Source organism: Mycobacterium deserti (assembly GCF_025345615.1).
Lineage (GTDB): Bacteria > Actinomycetota > Actinomycetes > Mycobacteriales > Mycobacteriaceae > Mycobacterium > Mycobacterium deserti.
This window is the reverse complement of record NZ_JAODWD010000002.1, coordinates 351,076-368,161: the sequence shown is the minus strand read 5'-3', so window position 1 is coordinate 368,161 and position 17,086 is coordinate 351,076. Positions and strand designations below refer to the sequence as shown.

Annotated in this window: 16 protein-coding genes; 6 read left to right on the top strand and 10 right to left on the bottom strand. The window is 66.0% G+C overall.

The genetic code is table 11. The features are described 5' to 3' along the window. Positions 1 to 147 precede the first annotated feature (147 nt). Positions 148 to 1,797: a DUF7937 domain-containing protein gene (locus tag N4S67_RS07940; protein ID WP_260992407.1), complete on the bottom strand. Its 1,650-nt coding sequence runs from the start codon at positions 1,795 to 1,797 to the stop codon at positions 148 to 150. A gap of 131 nt (positions 1,798 to 1,928) precedes the next feature. Between N4S67_RS07940 and N4S67_RS07935 the strand changes: the two genes are divergently transcribed. Together N4S67_RS07935 and N4S67_RS07930 are read left to right on the top strand one after the other, a co-directional pair. Then, positions 1,929 to 3,626, top strand: a complete 1,698-nt coding sequence (locus N4S67_RS07935) for a hypothetical protein (protein WP_260992406.1) — start codon at positions 1,929 to 1,931, stop codon at positions 3,624 to 3,626. Positions 3,627 to 3,657: 31 nt separating this feature from the next. After that, entirely contained in the window at positions 3,658 to 4,299 is a 642-nt protein-coding gene (locus N4S67_RS07930) for a rhomboid-like protein (protein WP_260992405.1), read from the top strand. 12 nt (positions 4,300 to 4,311) lie between these two features. Here N4S67_RS07930 and N4S67_RS07925 read toward each other — a convergent pair whose 3' ends face one another. Next, the gene (locus N4S67_RS07925) at positions 4,312 to 4,464 is read right to left on the bottom strand and encodes a hypothetical protein (protein ID WP_260992404.1); all 153 of its coding nucleotides are present in this window, start codon (positions 4,462 to 4,464) and stop codon (positions 4,312 to 4,314) included. A gap of 430 nt (positions 4,465 to 4,894) precedes the next feature. Here N4S67_RS07925 and N4S67_RS07920 point away from each other — a divergent pair, with 430 nt between their 5' ends. Next, a complete protein-coding gene (locus N4S67_RS07920) occupies positions 4,895 to 5,569 on the top strand; it encodes an Ltp family lipoprotein (RefSeq protein WP_260992403.1) in 675 nt (224 codons plus the stop codon). 424 nt (positions 5,570 to 5,993) lie between these two features. Here N4S67_RS07920 and N4S67_RS07915 read toward each other — a convergent pair whose 3' ends face one another. Continuing rightward, positions 5,994 to 7,118 (bottom strand): hypothetical protein, encoded by a 1,125-nt coding sequence (locus tag N4S67_RS07915; RefSeq protein WP_260992402.1) that lies wholly within the window; start codon positions 7,116 to 7,118, stop codon positions 5,994 to 5,996. Positions 7,119 to 7,645: 527 nt separating this feature from the next. Between N4S67_RS07915 and N4S67_RS07910 the strand changes: the two genes are divergently transcribed. After that, positions 7,646 to 7,939, top strand: a complete 294-nt coding sequence (locus N4S67_RS07910; RefSeq protein WP_260992401.1) for a hypothetical protein — start codon at positions 7,646 to 7,648, stop codon at positions 7,937 to 7,939. A gap of 250 nt (positions 7,940 to 8,189) precedes the next feature. Here the strand turns inward: N4S67_RS07910 and N4S67_RS07905 are convergent, their stop codons facing one another. Both N4S67_RS07905 and N4S67_RS07900 read right to left on the bottom strand, forming a co-directional pair. Further along, on the bottom strand, positions 8,190 to 9,812 hold the full coding sequence (locus N4S67_RS07905) for a peptide chain release factor 3 (RefSeq protein WP_260992400.1): 1,623 nt from the start codon (positions 9,810 to 9,812) through the stop codon (positions 8,190 to 8,192). A gap of 73 nt (positions 9,813 to 9,885) precedes the next feature. Continuing rightward, complete coding sequence (locus N4S67_RS07900; RefSeq protein WP_260992399.1) at positions 9,886 to 10,275, bottom strand: hypothetical protein; 390 nt, start codon at positions 10,273 to 10,275, stop codon at positions 9,886 to 9,888. Positions 10,276 to 10,367: 92 nt separating this feature from the next. On the opposite strand from N4S67_RS07900, the gene N4S67_RS07895 reads away from it, so the two are divergent. Next, positions 10,368 to 10,913: a TetR/AcrR family transcriptional regulator gene (locus N4S67_RS07895; protein WP_260992398.1), complete on the top strand. Its 546-nt coding sequence runs from the start codon at positions 10,368 to 10,370 to the stop codon at positions 10,911 to 10,913. Between the two features lie 45 nt (positions 10,914 to 10,958). Here the strand turns inward: N4S67_RS07895 and N4S67_RS07890 are convergent, their stop codons facing one another. Further along, positions 10,959 to 11,699 (bottom strand): STAS domain-containing protein, encoded by a 741-nt coding sequence (locus N4S67_RS07890; RefSeq protein WP_260992397.1) that lies wholly within the window; start codon positions 11,697 to 11,699, stop codon positions 10,959 to 10,961. Positions 11,700 to 12,054: 355 nt separating this feature from the next. Between N4S67_RS07890 and N4S67_RS28030 the strand changes: the two genes are divergently transcribed. Further along, complete coding sequence (locus N4S67_RS28030) at positions 12,055 to 12,201, top strand: hypothetical protein (protein WP_390893280.1); 147 nt, start codon at positions 12,055 to 12,057, stop codon at positions 12,199 to 12,201. Positions 12,202 to 12,351: 150 nt separating this feature from the next. On the opposite strand, the gene N4S67_RS07880 is transcribed toward N4S67_RS28030, so the two are convergent. From N4S67_RS07880 to N4S67_RS07865, 4 genes are all read right to left on the bottom strand, one after another. Then, positions 12,352 to 12,795, bottom strand: a complete 444-nt coding sequence (locus N4S67_RS07880) for a DUF4189 domain-containing protein (protein ID WP_260992396.1) — start codon at positions 12,793 to 12,795, stop codon at positions 12,352 to 12,354. A 237-nt stretch (positions 12,796 to 13,032) separates the two neighbouring features. Further along, entirely contained in the window at positions 13,033 to 15,894 is a 2,862-nt protein-coding gene (locus N4S67_RS07875; protein WP_260992395.1) for an MMPL/RND family transporter, read from the bottom strand. After that, a complete protein-coding gene (locus N4S67_RS07870; RefSeq protein ID WP_260992394.1) occupies positions 15,891 to 16,337 on the bottom strand; it encodes an MmpS family protein in 447 nt (148 codons plus the stop codon). Before N4S67_RS07870 ends, N4S67_RS07875 begins: the two co-directional genes overlap by 4 nt. 135 nt (positions 16,338 to 16,472) lie before the next feature. Then, positions 16,473 to 17,060, bottom strand: coding sequence for a TetR/AcrR family transcriptional regulator (locus N4S67_RS07865; protein ID WP_390893279.1), 588 nt, complete (start codon positions 17,058 to 17,060; stop codon positions 16,473 to 16,475). Positions 17,061 to 17,086 lie beyond the last annotated feature (26 nt).

Below are 17,086 nucleotides of genomic sequence, written 5' to 3'. Positions count from 1 at the left end.
CGCGTCGAGCGCTCGTGCGACGTTGCGCTAGACCTGAGCGACCCGACCTGACAGATCGCCCGGCGCGACCAGGTTGCCGTCGGCGTCCCACGACACCTGCCCGGCGATGAGACGGGCATGCCATGCGTAGCCCGTACCGGCCGTGCGTTATTCCTGCGGCGGGGTGATCCGCGTGGTCGGATCGGACGTCGGTTCGCGCCGCAGTATCCGGAGCGTCTGCGGGGCGTCGATCACCGTCGTCGAATCCTCTTTCAGCCGAACGATTCTCGGCACGGGCTTCGGCTGCGGCGTGCCGACGGTAGGCGCCGCGGCGGTCGCCGGCTCCGGCGCGGCCTCGGCGTCGGGCTCGAGCGGCTTCGGTGGTGCGGGGGAGGCCCGCTTCTCCCGTCGGCGCACCAGGTATCCGGCGAGCGGACCGGTGAACAGCATGGCGACCAGCACGGCGAGGCTCAGCAGGCAGATGACCAGGTCGAAGGTGCTGGTGATCTGCTGGGCGAGGTTGTTGCCGTAGATGGCGTCGCTCGGCGGCTCGGCGTACCGCGGGGCGAGCGCGACGCCGATGGCGAGGTTGGCGAGGGTGAAGACGAACAGCAGCCCGCTGAACGCCGCGATCACGCTCGGCGCGACCTCGACTCGCGCGAGTTGGCGGTGCAGCCAGCGCGCGATGAAGCCGGCGAACAGGTTGAACAGCGTCATCGCGACGCTGTCGTACAGGGCGTGCGGTAGGTCGAGCGACACCGCGATCACGTAGTCAGCGACCCGCAGCGCGGCGGCGGCGAACGCCCAGAACGCGATCAGGGTCAGGCACTTCTGGGCGGCGGAGCGGTAGGCGCCGATGGTCGGGGGTTTGACCAGGAAGACGGCGTAGAGCGTGGTCGGGGCGACGATCGCGGCGGCGGCCGCCCAGAACAGGTAGCCCTCGTAGCCGACCGCGGCCGTCGAGGTGTTCTGCGCGATGCCGTGGAAGGCGTCGATGTCGCGGCCGACCGGAAACACCCACACCAGCGTGGCGGCCAACGCGGCCGACGCGCCCAGCGCCGTGGTGGCCAGGCGGGCGGCGGCGGACTTCTCGATGAGCCAGCGCGACGCGATCACCAATGCGATCAACGCGACCGCGCCGTAGAGCAGCGTGGTGATGATGACCGCAACGTCCTGGCGGCCGAAGTCCACCTCGGTGACGAACAGGTAGCGCAGCCGCCAGAACAGGTTCCACCCGACCGACAGCGTCGCGAGCGCGATCGACACTGCGCCGAGCACCCGCGCGACGGCGTACCAGCGCCGAAACTTGTTGTCCTCGATGGTGATACTGGTGACCGGCGTCTGCGCGGCCAGCAGCGCGCCCCCGATACCCACCAGCAGGCCGGGGCCGACGCCCGGTGGCGCGACGCCGGTTCCGCCGTCGCGGACGGTCTCCAGCAGGTGGTGGCCCAGGAAGCCGATCGCGACGACCACATACGGAAGGCTGAGCATGAGCCGTATCCGGCTGGTGCGGCGGACGTCGGGTTCTGGGGCGTCGAGCCGGAACGGGCCGACGTGCGGCGCGAGCGCGGCGGCGAGGGCGAGCAGCGTCACGACGACGACCAGCAACCAGAGCGCGCCGTCGCTGCCGGTGACGCCGAGTCCGAAGTCGAGATTCCACGGCAGGAGCAGCGCGAGGACCAGCAGCGCGACCGCGATGCCGTCGCGCACGGTGTTGGTGCGGGCCGGGACGTAGCCGACGCGGGGCGATCGAGCGACGGCGGGCGCGGCGGTGGTCGCCACTTGGGCGGTGGGCGCGTCGTAACGCTGGTCGCTCACGTGACGATTCCTTTCCTGGGTGACGCCGCGGAGGTGTTGCACCTCAGCGTGCTCATTTTTGCTTGGTCGCACAAGCAGCGAGGCGCGTGAGAGTAACTTGTGAAGGTCGTGTTGAGGCAAGGAGTGGGTCGGTGGACGTAGTCCTCGGGGTAGCAGTCACCGGACGGGTGGCGCGCCTGGCGATGGTCGGCGCGCCCGCAACGGGCGGTGAGGTGTTCGACCAGTACGCGCTGGACCTGCCCGACGACGGCGTAACCGACCTGGCCGACACGATCGTCGGCACCTACCGCGCCGTGACCGAGTCGGGCAACCGGGTCGCCGCGACCCGGCTGTGCCTGCCCGACCCCTCGCAAGCCGAGACGCTGCGCCAGACGGTGTTGAGCGCTGGGGTGCAGAACGTCGAGGTGGTGGCGGAGGCCGAAGCGGCCGCGGCGCTGGCGCGCAGTGTCGGCGCGGACGCCGCGTTGCTGTTGTCCGATGACGACACCGTGGCGCTGACGGTGGTCGGCGAGGACGAGGAGTCGACGTCGGTGCTGGCGTCGGTGCCGATCGGCGCGGCCGGCGCGGCCGTCGCGTGTGCGGCGGTGCTGCAGCAGGTGCCCGCGCACGGGGCCACAAGGATCATGCTCGTCGGCCAGCGGTTGGATCTCGATTCGCTTGCGGCCGAACTGCATTCGACGACACCGGTGGAGGTGCCGACGGATGCGGGCTTTGCGATCGCGCGGGGCGCGGCGCAGACGGTCGAGGATTCTGGTTTCCCCGCGGGCGCGGCGACGATGATGGCGCCGGCTGCTGTCGACGCGACGCAGATGGCTCCTGTAGCCGGGGACGCGACGATGATGGCGCCCGCCGCCGCGGACGCGACGCAGATGGCGCCGGCGACCGGCGACTCCGCGGCTGTGGGCCCGCAGCTGGCGTACTCGCTGGCCGATGAGCCGGACTTCTACGAGATGCCGGCGGACTCGATTGAGGAGTTCGTTCCCGAGCAGGACGACGAGGCGCCGTACACCGAGATCATCGCGCCGCCACCGCCGAGGACGGTGCTGATGGGCAGCGCGCTGGCGTTTGTGGTGATGAGCTTTGCGGGGCTGGCGGTGACGGTCGCGGTGGCCATTCGGCCGGCAAGCGACGTGAGCGCGCAGCCGGCGCCGGCGGTGCAGCAGGCCGAGACGGTCCCGGGGCGGTATCTGCCGCAGGTGCCGCACGAGCCGGATCCGGTGGCGTTGCCGGTCGCGGTGGTGTCTCCGCAGCCGGAGGCGCCGCGGCCGAACGTCGTGAGGACGAATCGCGGGCCGGTGGTGAACAACGTGCCGGTGGCTCCAGTGCCGCAGGTGCCCGTGCCAGGACCGGCTCCGGTGCCGGGGGTGCCGATCCCGGTTCAGCCGGTGGTTCCGTGGCCGCCGTACAACCCGTTCCCGACGCCGACGTGGCCGTGGCCGACGCCGACAACCACGACGACGACGCCGACGACCACCACGACACCGACGACCACGACGCCGACGACGACAACGTCCACGCCGACAACGTCCACGCCGACGACGACTACGCCGACGACAACGGTCGCGCCGGAGCCCGAGCCGGAACCGGAACCGCAGCCTGATCCTGTCGAGCCGCCGTCGCAGGCGCCCGCGTACACGCCGCCTGCCGTGGCGCCCGCTTACACGCCGCCTGCCGTGGCGCCCGAGCCGGTGGCACCCGCTCCGGTAGCGCCGGTTGCTCCGGTTGCTCCGGAACCCACCGCAGCGGTGGTGCCCGAGGAGCCGTCGATCGGCGGCAGTGGCAGTGGTTCGGCCGAGCTGCCCGCGACGACGGTGCTCGAGTCGCCGTAGTTCTTTGCGCCGTCACAGGTTGGTGCGCGGCGTGGTGTCGGCGCCGCTGAGCTTCGCGTGGCTGGCGATCCTGTTCGTCACGACGCGACGGCAACGGTCAGCGGGGCGGCGCGGTTCGCGCGATCTGCAACGCAAGCACTCGACCAATTTGCGGCGGTTGTCGCGTGAGCCGTCGCGGGTGCTGGCGTCGAGCCTGTTCTGGTTGGACGGCCGCAGGTGGTGGCCGTACGTCCCGGTGTATGTCGGGGTGGTGGCTCCGGCCGAGCGCCGATTGCGTTCGGGGCGTTGGCTTTTGGTCGGATTTTCGGCGCATGTCATCGCGACGTTGGTCGGTCAGGGGTTCCTGCGGTGGTCGATTCGGCGGGGCCGGGCGCCGCAGCGGGCGGCGAACGCCCGCGACGTCGGCGTCAGCTACTTCGTGCTGGGCGCGGCGGGCGCGTTGTCGGCATTCGTGCGACAGCCCTGGCGAACGCGCATCCGAGTCGGTGGGGCGGCGGTGTTCGCGGTGAACGCGGCGGTGCGGCCGACGTTCACCGAAGTCGGTCACCTCACGGCGTTCGGTGTAGGGCTGACGGTCGCACCGCTGATGCCCGACCGCGACCGGCTGCCGTATCCCGCGTGGGCGGTAGCTCCCGGGGGTCATGCCCAACCCGCGACCGACGATGAGCCGTAGCTGATCGGTTCGTCAGTCGGCCGAAGCGTCTCGGCCCAAGCCGGCTTGTTCGCTTCGCTCGCCGTCATCGCCCCCGCCGTCCTTGTCGCCAGCGACCGAGCTTTCGCCCGTCTGTTGGCCTGGCACCTGCTCCGAAGAATCGTCGGCCATGCTGCGTTCCGTCATGGCGGATGGGCTACCCCATCTTTGGCTGTCTAATTCGGCGGTGCGTAACTCCGGCGCTGAGCTACGCGCTGTGACACTCGACCTCCCCCGTTGCTGAACGGAGGGTGATCGCGCTCTCAAACACCTTGTGCACAAACTTGGAATTTTGCTGCGTCCCCGCTGAGCAATCCGTATCGTTCCGGATTGGAGGGAGGGACTTTGCTGTGATCTTGAAAGCGTCAGCCGCAGCGGCTCTTTGCACTGCACTTGTCGTTGCGGGTGCTGGCATTGCACCGTCCGCCTCGGCGGACACCTGGACGATGCCGGACCTCATCGGAAGCGACCTTCAAGGGGCGCAGGATGCGATTCAGTCATTAACTGGCGATGCCGTCTGGTACACCGGTTCCACCGATCTCACCGGTGAAGGTCGTGTGCAGATTGACGATCGGAATTGGGTGGTCTGCACTTCGACGCCAGCGCCTGGCGCTGCGATCACCGAGAGCACCAGGATCGACTTCGGTGTTGTAAAGAAGGGCATCGAGTCCTGCCCCTGATCTGTCTGACTGCAAGCCGTTCAATCTTCAGTCAGTCAAAGCGCGAAAGAATTCAGTACTCCAGGAGAATCATGAAGAACAAGAACTTTGTTGACGTCCTCAGCACCGCTGCCACGCTCATCGCGATCGGCGGTCTTGCCGCCGCGGGCGGAGCACATGCGGCCACAAATGTCGAAATCGACGCGCCTGCGCCGTCGGTAAAGTCGACGACCGCTACCGACGGCACGCCCGAAGGAAGCAATGCGGCTATCGGCCTCAACGTCGACCTCGAGCACCCCCTGAGTCCAGCGAGTCAACAGAACGCGTTGCGCAAGGCAGAGGATTACCTCGACTACACCGCCTTCTCCCGCGAAGGACTCATTGAACAGCTCGAATTCGACGACTTCTCAACGGAAGACGCTGTATACGCGGTCGATCACATCACCGTTGACTGGAACGAGCAGGCGGCGAAGAAAGCCCAGGACTATCTCGACTACACGAGTTTCTCCCGTGGCGGACTCATCGAACAGCTGATCTTCGACGGTTTTACCTCAGCACAGGCGGCATATGGAGTATCGACGACCGGGCTGTGATCCGACCATTTGCGCCGAGCCGAGCCGGGACATCTGGAAGATCGACTGCTTAGGTAATTGCGTTGCGACTCAAAGGAAATTGAGCCTATTGAGGAAAGGCGTAGTCAGAGACGATTAGTGACCAACTGTGAATGTCGCCGATCGTTACGCGATAGCAGCGACGGGTTCGGAATGGTGAACCGAGCGTCTTTCAGGTGCTCGGAGTACGACATCGCCTCGTCGTCGCTCCGACCGCGGAGCATCGGCACGAAGATAGCTCGGAATCAACATTCGATCTCAACTCCAAGCGCAACAATCCGAATGCGTTAGGGCTGTCAGTTCCACGATGACGCCACCGTGGTGGTCGCGCGGCGTTTTGGAAACTAACGTCCCCGTTCACGGCACACTGCGCGTCATGCGCCGTAGGCCATCCGTTGTCACCCGCTCAAGCGTCAGGTACGTCTGGTTTGCCGTCGCCGATCACCGGCAGGTCGGGACCTCCTGCGTCGGGTCCGGGAGGGTCGACGAGGTGAGGCATGGTTCCGTCTGGGAGCGGACCGCCGCCTAACGGAAGTCCACCGGGTGGGCCGCCGCGGACCGGTGGCGCCTCGGCGGGCGGGGGCACAGGGACCGCCGGCCGGGGCGGGGCTGCTTCAACGGGTGCCGGACCGCCCTTCAAAGGTGGGAGATTATTGATCGGAACATTCTGCCATCGTGAATTCGGAACGTTGTGCGGGTTGTAATCCCAATGCGGGTTGTGATGCTTGTTGCCCGGGTAATAGCGCCATTCGCCACCCTTCTCGTCCCAGAGACTCTGGCCACCGATACGTTGCTCACTGGGGCGACTAGCCGGTCCCGGCGTCAGCGTCCCGGAAACGGGCGGCTGAAGGCCTTCAGGCGGCAGCCCCCGCACCGGAGGTGGAGGCGACGGTGGTGGAGGCGCAGGATTTTCACTAGGCCCTTGCTTCCAGCCGGCGGCGAGTGCAACCGGCTCGTCTTGCGTGGAGTCGGCGCCGGTGTCAGCGCCCGGACCCTCGCCAAACGTGACGTCGCGAACTCCTGAAGCGGCCGAAGCGACCTTCGCCGCGACCTCATAGTCGGCTGTGGCCAGTGCCGTTGCTTTCGCATTGATGTCGGCGGCCAACACCTGCGCTTGCGCCTGTCGCGCCGCCTCCGCCTCGGGGGTGAGGTCGGTGTATCTACTCGTAACGGAGAGATCTTCGCCGACGGTGAATCCCACGCTCTCGGCACTTTCGATTGCTTCTAGCACCGCTTGGCGTTTCGCATCGATTTCGTCGGCGCCGTAACCCGCCACCGTCGACGCGCTTCGCAGACTTGCAGCTAACTCGTCGACCTTCATGGCGTCGGCGCTCGCACGCGATTGCGCTGCCTCGCTGGCAGCACCTTCCCACGGAGTGCCGCCGGGTGCGGGCATGTGACTGGCCACTTGAAAGAAGGACCCCTGCCACTGATCGGCCGTTGTGCGCCACGTAGTGGCGGCATCGACGAGATGTTCGGTCTCCCACGCGCGGATCTGCGATAGCGAGGGGACTGGCGATGTGGTGGCCATCTACGCCTCTAGGGTTTTACCAACCGCTGAGATCTCTCCCGCTGAGCTACCGTCAGCGGCAACGTAGTAGTCCGCTGATGCTGTGAGTTTGGCAGCGGTGGAGATCATTCGGTCACGAAGGAGTGCGCGAGTCGCCACGACGTCGGCATGAACAATGGCCACGGTTCTCGACGTGGCCTGATACGCCGGGCCAGCCGTCGACGCTGGAGCGGTGTCGGTCATCTCAGCCGCCAAACACGTGCACGTCGCGGCTAACCACTCCAAACCAACGGCATCAAGCTTGACCGGTGCCTCCACCCTCGCAAGTATAGGTAGGGGCTCCCCGGTAGCTGCGCGGCAGTTTTTTGGGTGAGGGCCGATAAAGCAGTCGGCGTCATGTCCGCCGTTGTTGATACAGTTCGTCGATACCGTGGCAGCATCGCCAACGCCCGTGTACCTGGAGTCGCATGAACATAATCCGCGTAGAACTCCTCCCCGATTTTATGTGGGGTGACGACGTGGTGTTGTTGGCCATGGACGGTGCGGGGGTGGCCACCTTCACGGATGCGCTGAACGACGCCGTGCGGCTTGGGTCGTCGCGGCTGGAGCACGGCGGAATGATGCATGAGTTCGTTATGCACGCCGGCGCAGCCGATATCGAAATGGGCGAAGATCGTGTCGTCTGGCGGCTGGACCGCACCAAAGCGGTCGAAATCGTGGACGACCTGACGGTGATAAAAAACACCGACGGCCCAGGCCATAATTACGTCGATATCTCCTCGCCCACAAACACGCTCGTTCTCTCGCGCGACGAGTACGTGAACGTCGCCCCCCCGTCATAGGCCCGTCAACATGCGCTGACACCCTCGGGACGACAGGTGGTCCGGCGAAGGCTCGAGTTGTCGGTGCGCTGAAACGACCTACCCGCGCCAACGCCATCGTGCCCATGATGACGAGTACTGCAGGTCGAGGCTGAGCGATGCATCGCTACGAACTGCAGGCACCGAAGCTACCGCTACCGCTGTTGCCCAGCCCGGCGCGACGATGGTTGCCAGTTGCATTGCATGCCAAGCTATATCGCGTCGCCGACCCTTAATCCTCGGCCGCCACCAACGACCCAAGCTTCACATCGGGGTTGTCCCGTTGGAAGCCTTCCAACCGCCACGGGGTGGAGAACAGCACGAGCATGACGCCGTCGCTGCGCGTTAGGACTTCCGATGACACCTGCTTGTTCATGAACTCGGCGTCTGCAGGGTCCACGATCCGCGCGACCTGGTACGGCAGTGACTCCAACGAGATCGGCGCGCCGATCTCCGTGGCCATCCGGTGGGTCGCCACCTCAAACTGCATCGGCCCGACCGCGGCCAGCACCGGCGCCTGCTCGCCGCGCCTGTCCGACCGCAACACCTGGACCACACCCTCCTGCTCCAGCTGCTCGATCCCGCGCCGAAACTGCTTGTGCTTACTCGGATTCACATTCCGGGCCACCGCGAAATGCTCGGGGGAGAAGCTCGGGATCGGCGGATACTTCACCGGCACATCGCGATACAACGTGTCACCCGGTCGCAGTGCCGCCGCGTTCGCCAACCCGATCACATCACCCGGCCACGCCGTGTCCAACGTCGCCCGCTGCTGACCGAACACCGACTGCGCATACTTCGTGACAAACGGCTTCCCAGTCGCCGCATGGGTCAACACGTCCCCGCGCTCGAACGTCCCCGACACCACCCGCGCATAAGCGATCCGATCACGATGCGCCGAGTCCATCCCCGCCTGCACCTTGAAAACGAAAGCGCTGAACGGCGATTCGACCACACGCCGAACCCCGTCGACATCCACCGCTCCACCCGGCGACGGCGCCAATTCGACGAGCACATCGAGAAGCTGATTCACCCCGAAGTTCAAGGCCGCCGACGTGAACAGCGTCGGCGTCGACACACCGCCGAAGAAATCCTCACGGTCATAATCCGAGCCGTCCGCGGACAACAGCTCGGACTCCTCGACAGCGGTATCCCAATCGTCGCCGGCCACATCATGGGCAGAAGCCGCCGCGATGTGCTCCTCGGGCGCCGCGGTGGCACCGCCCGCGGTCCGAGTGAATTTGATGAAGGTTCCGGTGCGGCGGTCGAGCACCCCTTTGAAGTCCCCGGCGATTCCCACCGGCCACGTCAGGGGAGTGGGCCGCAACCCGATCCGCGACTGGATCTCGTCCATCAGCTCCAGGGCGTGGCGCCCCGGCCGGTCCCACTTGTTGATCACCGTGATGATCGGAATCCCACGGTGCTTGCACACCTGAAACAGCTTCAGTGTCTGCGGCTCAAGGCCTTTCGCAGCGTCGATGAGCATCACCGCCGAGTCGACGGCCGTGAGCACCCGGTAGGTGTCCTCGGAGAAGTCTGCGTGGCCGGGAGTGTCGAGCAAATTGATGACGGCCGTGCGGTACGGGAACTGCAACGCCGTCGACGTGATCGAGATGCCCCTGGCCTTCTCCATCTCCATCCAGTCCGACACCGTCGACCGACGGCCCGCCTTGCCGTGCACCGCGCCGGCCTCGGTGATCGCCCGGGCGTGCAACGCCAACGCCTCGGTCAACGTGGACTTGCCCGCGTCGGGGTGGCTGATCACGGCGAAGGTTCGACGGCGTTCCGCCTCGGTGGAGATTAGGCCAGGTGGCGGGGTTCCCACAGGTGCAGCGGCCAGGGCATTGTCGGTCATAGCTTCAGCGATGGTATTGGCTCGCGAGTGCAAACAAGTAATCGAGCGCGGCCCGTGACCAGCGCAGCCATGATCAGGCCGCCTGTCGCTCCATGGTCTTCGACGGTTCGCCGAGGGGAGTGGCGACGGCCTGCAGTAGGTGCTCGTGGGATTCGCTGATGCCCCGGTAGCTCTGCAGATACCGGTCGATCTGCTCACGCCGCAGCGGCCGCGCCCAGACGTTCGCGCCCTCGATCTCGATGCCGCTGTCGTTGGACGCCGCCCGCTTACGCGCGCCGATACGGAACCCCGCAACCATCGCGACCATCAACACGATGAAGCCGGCGCCGAGGACCCACACCGCCGCGCTCCTGGCGGCCAACGCATACACGAACGTCCCGAGCGCAACGAACGTCAACAGGAAGCACACATACGCCACCTCCGTCGCAGACACCTTGCGCAACGCCTTCACCACGAAAATCACCCTCCAACACCAAAACGCTACGCGTATCGTAGCGCTACGCATAGTGTAGCGTTTCGGAGGTCGCCCGTATTCCCGGTGACGAAGGAGAGTCGATGGCGCAGCGTTCCGACGTCGACGACGGCATTGCCGACGCCACCTTGGCGCTGCTGCGCGCCAAGGGCCCCAAAGCGGTGACGGTCGAGGCTGTGACGGCGCGCTCGGGCATCGCCAAGACCACCATCTACCGCCGGTACCGCGACCGCCGCGACATGCTGTCCGCCGCGCTATCGCGACTCACCACTCCCGAACCGCTCGCGGTCGACGCCCAACCGGAAGACCGACTGCGGTGGCTGATCCAAGAGGCCGTCAAGGCCATCGACGCCGGCATCGGCTTCGGCGGCCTGGCCGCCCTGCTCACCGACGACGACCCCGACTTCACCAAACTCTTCCGCCGCATCCTCGCCCGCCAGCGGGCCGAACTGGAATCAGTGATCGCCGCCGCGAAGGCCGATGGATCATTCCGTGCCGATCTCGACGGCGCGACACTCGTCGACGCCATCGTCGGTGCGCATATCGCCGAGCGCGCCCGCACGGGGCGCGTCGCGGCGGGATGGGAATCGCGCCTGTTCGACCTCTTCTGGCCGATCGTCCACGCCTGAACCGTCGCGAACGCCTAGCGATGCCGACGCAAGGTCCGTCAGTGATCAGGCAATAGTTGCCCATACGGTTTTGCCACTGCTGCTTGGCGTGCACCCCCACGCGTCGGCGAGAGCAGCCACCAGGTGCAGACCGGACAACCGGAACGTGCCGTACGCGCTCTCGATTCGGGTCGCCAAGCGAGCGCTGCGGTCCGACACCGCGATGGTCACCTCGGACCCGCGCGATTCGACGCGCAGCTCCGCCACGCCGCTGTCGGTGTGGGCGCGGACGTTGTCCACAAGTTCGGTGGCTATGGCGTTGGCTATTTTGATCTTGCTCGCGTAGCCCCAATCCCACAGCCACTCGGTGATCAGCTCACGGGCATGCTTCACGCCTTCGCGGCCGGGCGCCAACTCTGCGCACCGCCGTTGCCGCAGTCGGCCGTCGATGCCATCCAAAGCAGCTAGGGCCGCGTCGAGGCTGCCGTAAACCGGGACGTAGCGTGTTATCCCCTGGCGGCGCAGTGCGTCACGACCGGTCGCATGCCCACACACGAGGAGCACCGGAACGTCGGGCCAGCGGCTGACCTGCCACCGTGCACTGCTGAACACCGCGTATGCCGACGCAGTCGGCGTTCGTAGCGCACTGACGTTCACCACTACGGCCGGAGGGCCATCCAGTGCCGCCTTGACGATGCGGTCCCGCAGAGCGAGGTAGGTGCTGCTGTCGAGCACTCCGTCGACGATGAGGACGCTGATCCCGTCGCGCGCGGCCTCGCGCACGAGAATCCTCGGCCGTGCTGTCATTGCCCGTCCACCATCCTTCGTGTGACAACACCGGCGGACGGCCCGCGGGTGCTCGCTTCGCGGCAATATGCCGCCGACCACCCGTGACACCAGTGTGCCTAAAGTAACGGGGCGATGCTTTCGCCGAACGCGAAAGTCAAGATCGGGCAATGCTTTTCAAGATCACCGGGTTGGGGAAGTCCCGACGGGGTAGATCCCGTCATGAATCTGCCGCGTCCTCAATAGCTTTGAGCGTCTTCGTGTCCTTGACGCGTCGGCAGGCGCTGCGTCTCGTCTCGCCGGCCGGCTGGTCGGCCGTGGTCGTCTGGCGCGGGCGCTGCGCGGGTCGTGGCTCGGTCACCCGGTTCATCCACTGTTGATCACCATTCCGATCGGCACCTGGATGACCTCAGCGGTCTTCGACGTCGTCTTCAAGGACGTCGTCGGCGCGCGCCGACTCATCGCCGTCGGCTTGGCCGCCACTCCGCCCGCCGTGCTGGCCGGATGGGCGGAATTTCCTTGACCGGCGCCAGCAACGCGTCGGGCTCGTACATGCGGCGTCGAACGCCTTCGAGTGACGATGTCTCGACGGGCCGCAACCCCCCGCATTCCGATCGAATATCAGCGCGCCGCGTGAGCTGACCGCTTTGCCAGTCAGCGTTGCGGACCGCGGTTATCCAATCCCCTCGTCTCCGGTGGAGCAGCGGGACATGAGGATGTAGCTGCTAGGAACGGAGCGCAGAGCCCGGAAGTCTGCCTGCACGCGCGTGGGGGCGTCGCCAACGCGGAATACGTCAGGGCTTTTGATCTGAACCGCAAGAGCGGCGCAACTGTTGACGGAGGTGTGGAGCAGGCGGCAGTCGGTGCCGCCGCCGCGGTTCTGGCATTGCGTCATCGCGATGTTGTACAGATCGGCTGGGCTGGCGGAGCCGGTGGCCTCCCCGTAGGCGCCGGTCGCCGGCGAGTAGACGACCTGAACATAGGTGGTCGGTTCAGCAGCGTGGGCGGCACCTGCGCCGAGTGCAGCGGCGATTGCCGCCGCGGTGGCGACGAGCATCGTGGTGACGGCGGCTTTGGTGGCGCGTCGGCGGTTTTGGCGGTTGTCAACGGTGGTCATGGTGTTCTCCTGTGGCTTCGGCAGCCCGGTGGGCCGCGTCGATGTCGAGTGGGTGATCGTCGTGCGTCGTGACGGTGATGAAAGCAATCCTCGTGTTCAGGCGAGATTTCTCTAATCGCCTGGGAGCCAGATTCCGCTCGGCCGAGGACAGAGTTCGCTATCCGGAAAGCAAGGTTCCGCCGGAGGAGACGCCACCGCGTGGAGCACCGGTCACATCCACGAGCTCACTTATCGCGCCTAGAACAGCGACAGCTGCCGTGTGTCATCATCCCCGAACTTCTGCGGCACCGGCCGCTGGCGCACCACCACCGGCCACCAGAACCACCGCCCCAATAAGGCCGCCATCGACGGTGTCATGAACGATCGCACGATCAGCGTGTCGAACAGCAGACCCAGCGCGATCGTCGTCCCGATCTGCCCCAGCACCAAGAGGTCGCTGAAGATGAACGACGCCATCGTGAACGCGAACACCAGGCCCGCCGCCGTCACTACCGACCCGCTGCCCGCCATGGACCGGATGATGCCGGTGTTGATGCCGGCGTGGATCTCCTCCTTGAACCGCGACACCAGCAGCAGGTTGTAGTCCGACCCGACCGCCAGCAGCAGGATCACCGCCAAAGGCAAGATCACCCAATACAACTCGATGCCCGCGATGTGCTGCCACACCAACACCGATAGGCCGAACGACGCCCCCAACGACAACGCCACCGTCCCGACGATGACCAGCGCGGCCACAATGCTTCGCGTGATGAACATCATGATCAGCAAAATCAGGCTCATCGACGCGATCGCGGCGATGATCAGGTCGTAGTGCGCCATGTCTGCGATGTCCTTGTACGTCGACGCCGTCCCGCCGATGTAGATCTTCGACCCCGCCAACGGCGTGCCCTTCACCGCCTCCTGCGCCGAATGCCGCATCGCGTCGATGTGCGAGATGCCTTCCGGCGTCGCCGGATCGACGTCGTGCGTGACGATCATCCGCGCCGCCTTGCCGTCCGGCGACAGGAACAGCTTCAGTCCGCGGACGAACTCCGGGTTCGTGAACGCCTCCGGCGGTAGGTAGAACGAGTCGTCGGTGTCGGACGCGTTGTACGCCTCGCCCAGCTTCGTCGCGTTCTCCAGTGCCGCCGCCGTCTGGTCGTAGATCCCCGATGTGGTCGCGTGGTTCGTCATCGTCAGATCGCGGTTGGTCTCCTGCGATTCGATCTGCGGCGGGATCAGCGCCAGCAGCTTCGGTTGCAGCTCATCGAGTTTCGCGATGCTGCCCGACACGTTGGCCAACTGATCGGTCAACTGGTTGATGCCGTCGAGGGCGTCGAACAGCGACCGTATTGCCCAGCAGATCGGGATGTTGTAGCAGTGCGGCTCCCAATAGAAGTAGTTGCGCAGCGGCCGGAAGAAGTCGTCGAAGTTGGCGATCTTGTCGCGCAGATCCTGCGCCACGGCGACCGTGTCCTGGAACGCCTGGCTCTGCTCGTGGGTGATCGCGCTGGACTGCTGTTGCAGCGCATACTGATTGCGCAGGATGTTGATCGTCTTGTCGATCTCGCCCACTTGCGTGAGTAGGTCGGCCGCGCGGTTCTGCTGGAACGGCAGGTTGTTGATCTGAGCGGCGCTGTTCGCACTGAGCTGGAACGGAATCGACGTGTTGTCCAGCGGCGTGCCCAGCGGCCGGGTGATCGACTGCACCTGCGCGATGCCGTCGGTGTGGAAGACGGCCTTGGCCACCCGCTCCAACAGAATCATGTCGGTCGGGTTGCGCAGATCGTGGTCGCTCTCGATCATCAGCAGTTCGGGATTGAGGCGCGCCTTAGAGAAGTGCCGTTCCGCGGCGGCGTATCCGACGTTCGACTTGGCGTTGTCGGGCATGTACTGGCCGACGTCGTAGCTCACCTTGTAACCCGACAGCGCGGCCAGTCCGACGAAAGCGAGCGCCAGCGTCGCGACGAGAATCGGCCCGGGCCACCGCACGATCGCCGTCCCGATCCGCCGCCACCCGCGCTTGGCGGTCTGGCGCTGGGGATCCAGCAGTCCGAACCGTCCGCCGATCACCAGCACTGCGGGCGCCAGTGTCATCGAGGCGGCCAGCGCGACGAGCATCCCGATCGCAGAGGGGATTCCGAGACTCTGGAAGTACGGCAGGCGGGTGAACGACAGGCAGAACACCGCGCCGGCGATGGTCAGTCCGGAGCCGAGGATCACGTGCGAGGTTCCGCGATACGTGTCGTAGAAGGCGGCTTCACGGTCCATGCCTTCGTTGCGCATCTCGTGGTAGCGGCCGAGCAGGAAGATCACGTAGTCGGTGCCGGCGGCGATGACCAGCAGGGTGAGGATGTTCGTCGAGTACGTCGACAGGCCGATGACTCCCGCATCGGCCAGGAACGAGACGATCCCGCGGGCGGCGGCCATCTCGATGAGCACCGTGACGAGCGCCAGGATCATGGTGACGATCGACCGGTAGACGACCAGCAGCATCGCCGCGATCACTCCGACGGTCAACAACGTGACCAGCACGGTGCCCTCGTTGCCCACCTCGAACTGGTCGGCGATCTGGGCCGCCGAGCCCGCGACGTATGCGTGAATCCCCGGCGGGGCCGGTGTTTTCGCGATGATGTCGCGCAGCGCGTCGACGGACTCCAGCGACAGCGCCTCGCCCTGATTGCCCGAGAGGAACACCTGGACGTAGGCGGCTTTGCCGTCGGGACTCTGCGAACCCGCAGCGGTGAGCGGGTCGCCCCAGAAGTCCTGCACGTGCTGGACATGTCGAGTGTCCTCGTTGAACCGCTTGACCAGCTCGTCGTAGTAGGCGTGCGCCTCGGCGCCCAGCGGCTGGTCACCCTCAAGCACCACCATCGCCGCGCTGTCGGAGTCGAACTCGTCGAACACCTCACCGATGCGTTGAAACGCTTGCAGCGACGGGGAATCCGGCGAACTCAACGCCACATTTTGCTCTTCGCCGACCGCCTCAAGTTGCGGGACGAGCACGTTCGACAGGGCGGCGACGGCCACCCAGAACAACACGATCGGCACGCACAGCCGGCGGATCCATTTCGCGACCCGGTCCGTCGCCGTCGGGCGCTCGGCGAGGTGCTGGCTCATCCGGACTTGTCCAGGCAGTAGGTGAAGGCATTCAAGGCGTCGGCCGTTCTCTCGTCTTTGACGACGTCGTCGATCTTGATCCGGCAGCCGATCGAATCGCTGTCACCCTGGGCGGAGATGTTGACGAAGACGGCCGGCTGCGTGGTGGTCTCGTCGTAAGCCCACGGCAGCGGCGCGTCGTCGACGCGCTGGGGCTGGGCATTGACGTCGGTGTACGTGATCGTCGCGACGGTGCCCGGCGGCCCGAACACCTCCATGACGACGCGCTTCGGGTTGAAGGGGACGATCTGGTTCGCCGCGCCGCTCGGGGTGGACACGACGTCCTGCGAGCCGAAGATGCCGTTGAGCCGGTACACCGCGAATCCCGCCAAGGCGACGACGACGATAGCCACCCAGATCATCCAGCGTCGCATCAACCGGTTTCCGATTGAAACCCGCTGCATCCTTGGCCCTTTCGACGAGCGGTGACACGAGGACGGCTGGTGTGACATCGCTCAGCAGATATCAACCGGATTGACAGTACGGTACGGGACCGTTCCTCACAACCCGTATGAGTCTTCGCTCAGTGGACAGGTTGGTCAGCCGTTGTGGCGGGTGAGGCTGGGGATGAGCACGTTGTCGACGAGATCCTGCACGGTGCGGCGCGACGGCGCCCGCCCGGTGAGGACCGAGCGGTAGGTCAGGTATCCGGGCAGCATGTCCCAGAGGTCCTCGGTGATGGCCGAGGCTTGGATCTCGCCGCGGTCGACGGCGCGGGCGAGGACGCTCGACATGAGTGCTTTGCGCTGGTCAAGGAACTGCTCCTGCAGCATCGCGGCCAGCTTGTCGCTGCGGGAGATCTCCATGAGGACCGCGCGGATGGTGCTGGCGTGGGTGCCAACGTGAGCGCTGATCTGCTTGCCGAGTTGCAGCAGGTCGCCGCGCAGCGTGCCGGTGTCCGGATCGACCGCGACTTGGCGGGTGCCTTCGACGAACGCGGCGAACACGAGTTCGGCCTTCGTCGGCCACCGGCGGTAGAGCGTGGCCTTGCTGGCGCGAGCCGTCGTGGCCACCGCGTCGAGGCTCAACCGGTCGTAGCCGTGTTCCTGCAGGAGTTCCAGCGTCACCCCGAGCAGCTCACACTCGCGCGGCGACCACGGAGACGGCGCGGCGCCCTTGGATCTCACCGGGACCTCCATGAAGCCGGCCGACC

Bases quoted from the DNA above. Each gene is read 5' to 3' on its own strand.
- N4S67_RS07925 (WP_260992404.1), bottom strand. From the start codon at position 4,464: ATGACGGAACGCAGCATGGCCGACGATTCTTCGGAGCAGGTGCCAGGC.
- N4S67_RS07915 (WP_260992402.1), bottom strand. From the start codon at position 7,118: ATGGCCACCACATCGCCAGTCCCCTCGCTATCGCAGATCCGCGCGTGG.
- N4S67_RS07905 (WP_260992400.1), bottom strand. From the start codon at position 9,812: ATGACCGACAATGCCCTGGCCGCTGCACCTGTGGGAACCCCGCCACCT.
- N4S67_RS07895 (WP_260992398.1), top strand. From the start codon at position 10,368: ATGGCGCAGCGTTCCGACGTCGACGACGGCATTGCCGACGCCACCTTG.
- N4S67_RS07890 (WP_260992397.1), bottom strand. From the start codon at position 11,699: ATGACAGCACGGCCGAGGATTCTCGTGCGCGAGGCCGCGCGCGACGGG.
- N4S67_RS07880 (WP_260992396.1), bottom strand. From the start codon at position 12,795: ATGACCACCGTTGACAACCGCCAAAACCGCCGACGCGCCACCAAAGCC.
- N4S67_RS07875 (WP_260992395.1), bottom strand. From the start codon at position 15,894: ATGAGCCAGCACCTCGCCGAGCGCCCGACGGCGACGGACCGGGTCGCG.
- N4S67_RS07870 (WP_260992394.1), bottom strand. From the start codon at position 16,337: ATGCAGCGGGTTTCAATCGGAAACCGGTTGATGCGACGCTGGATGATC.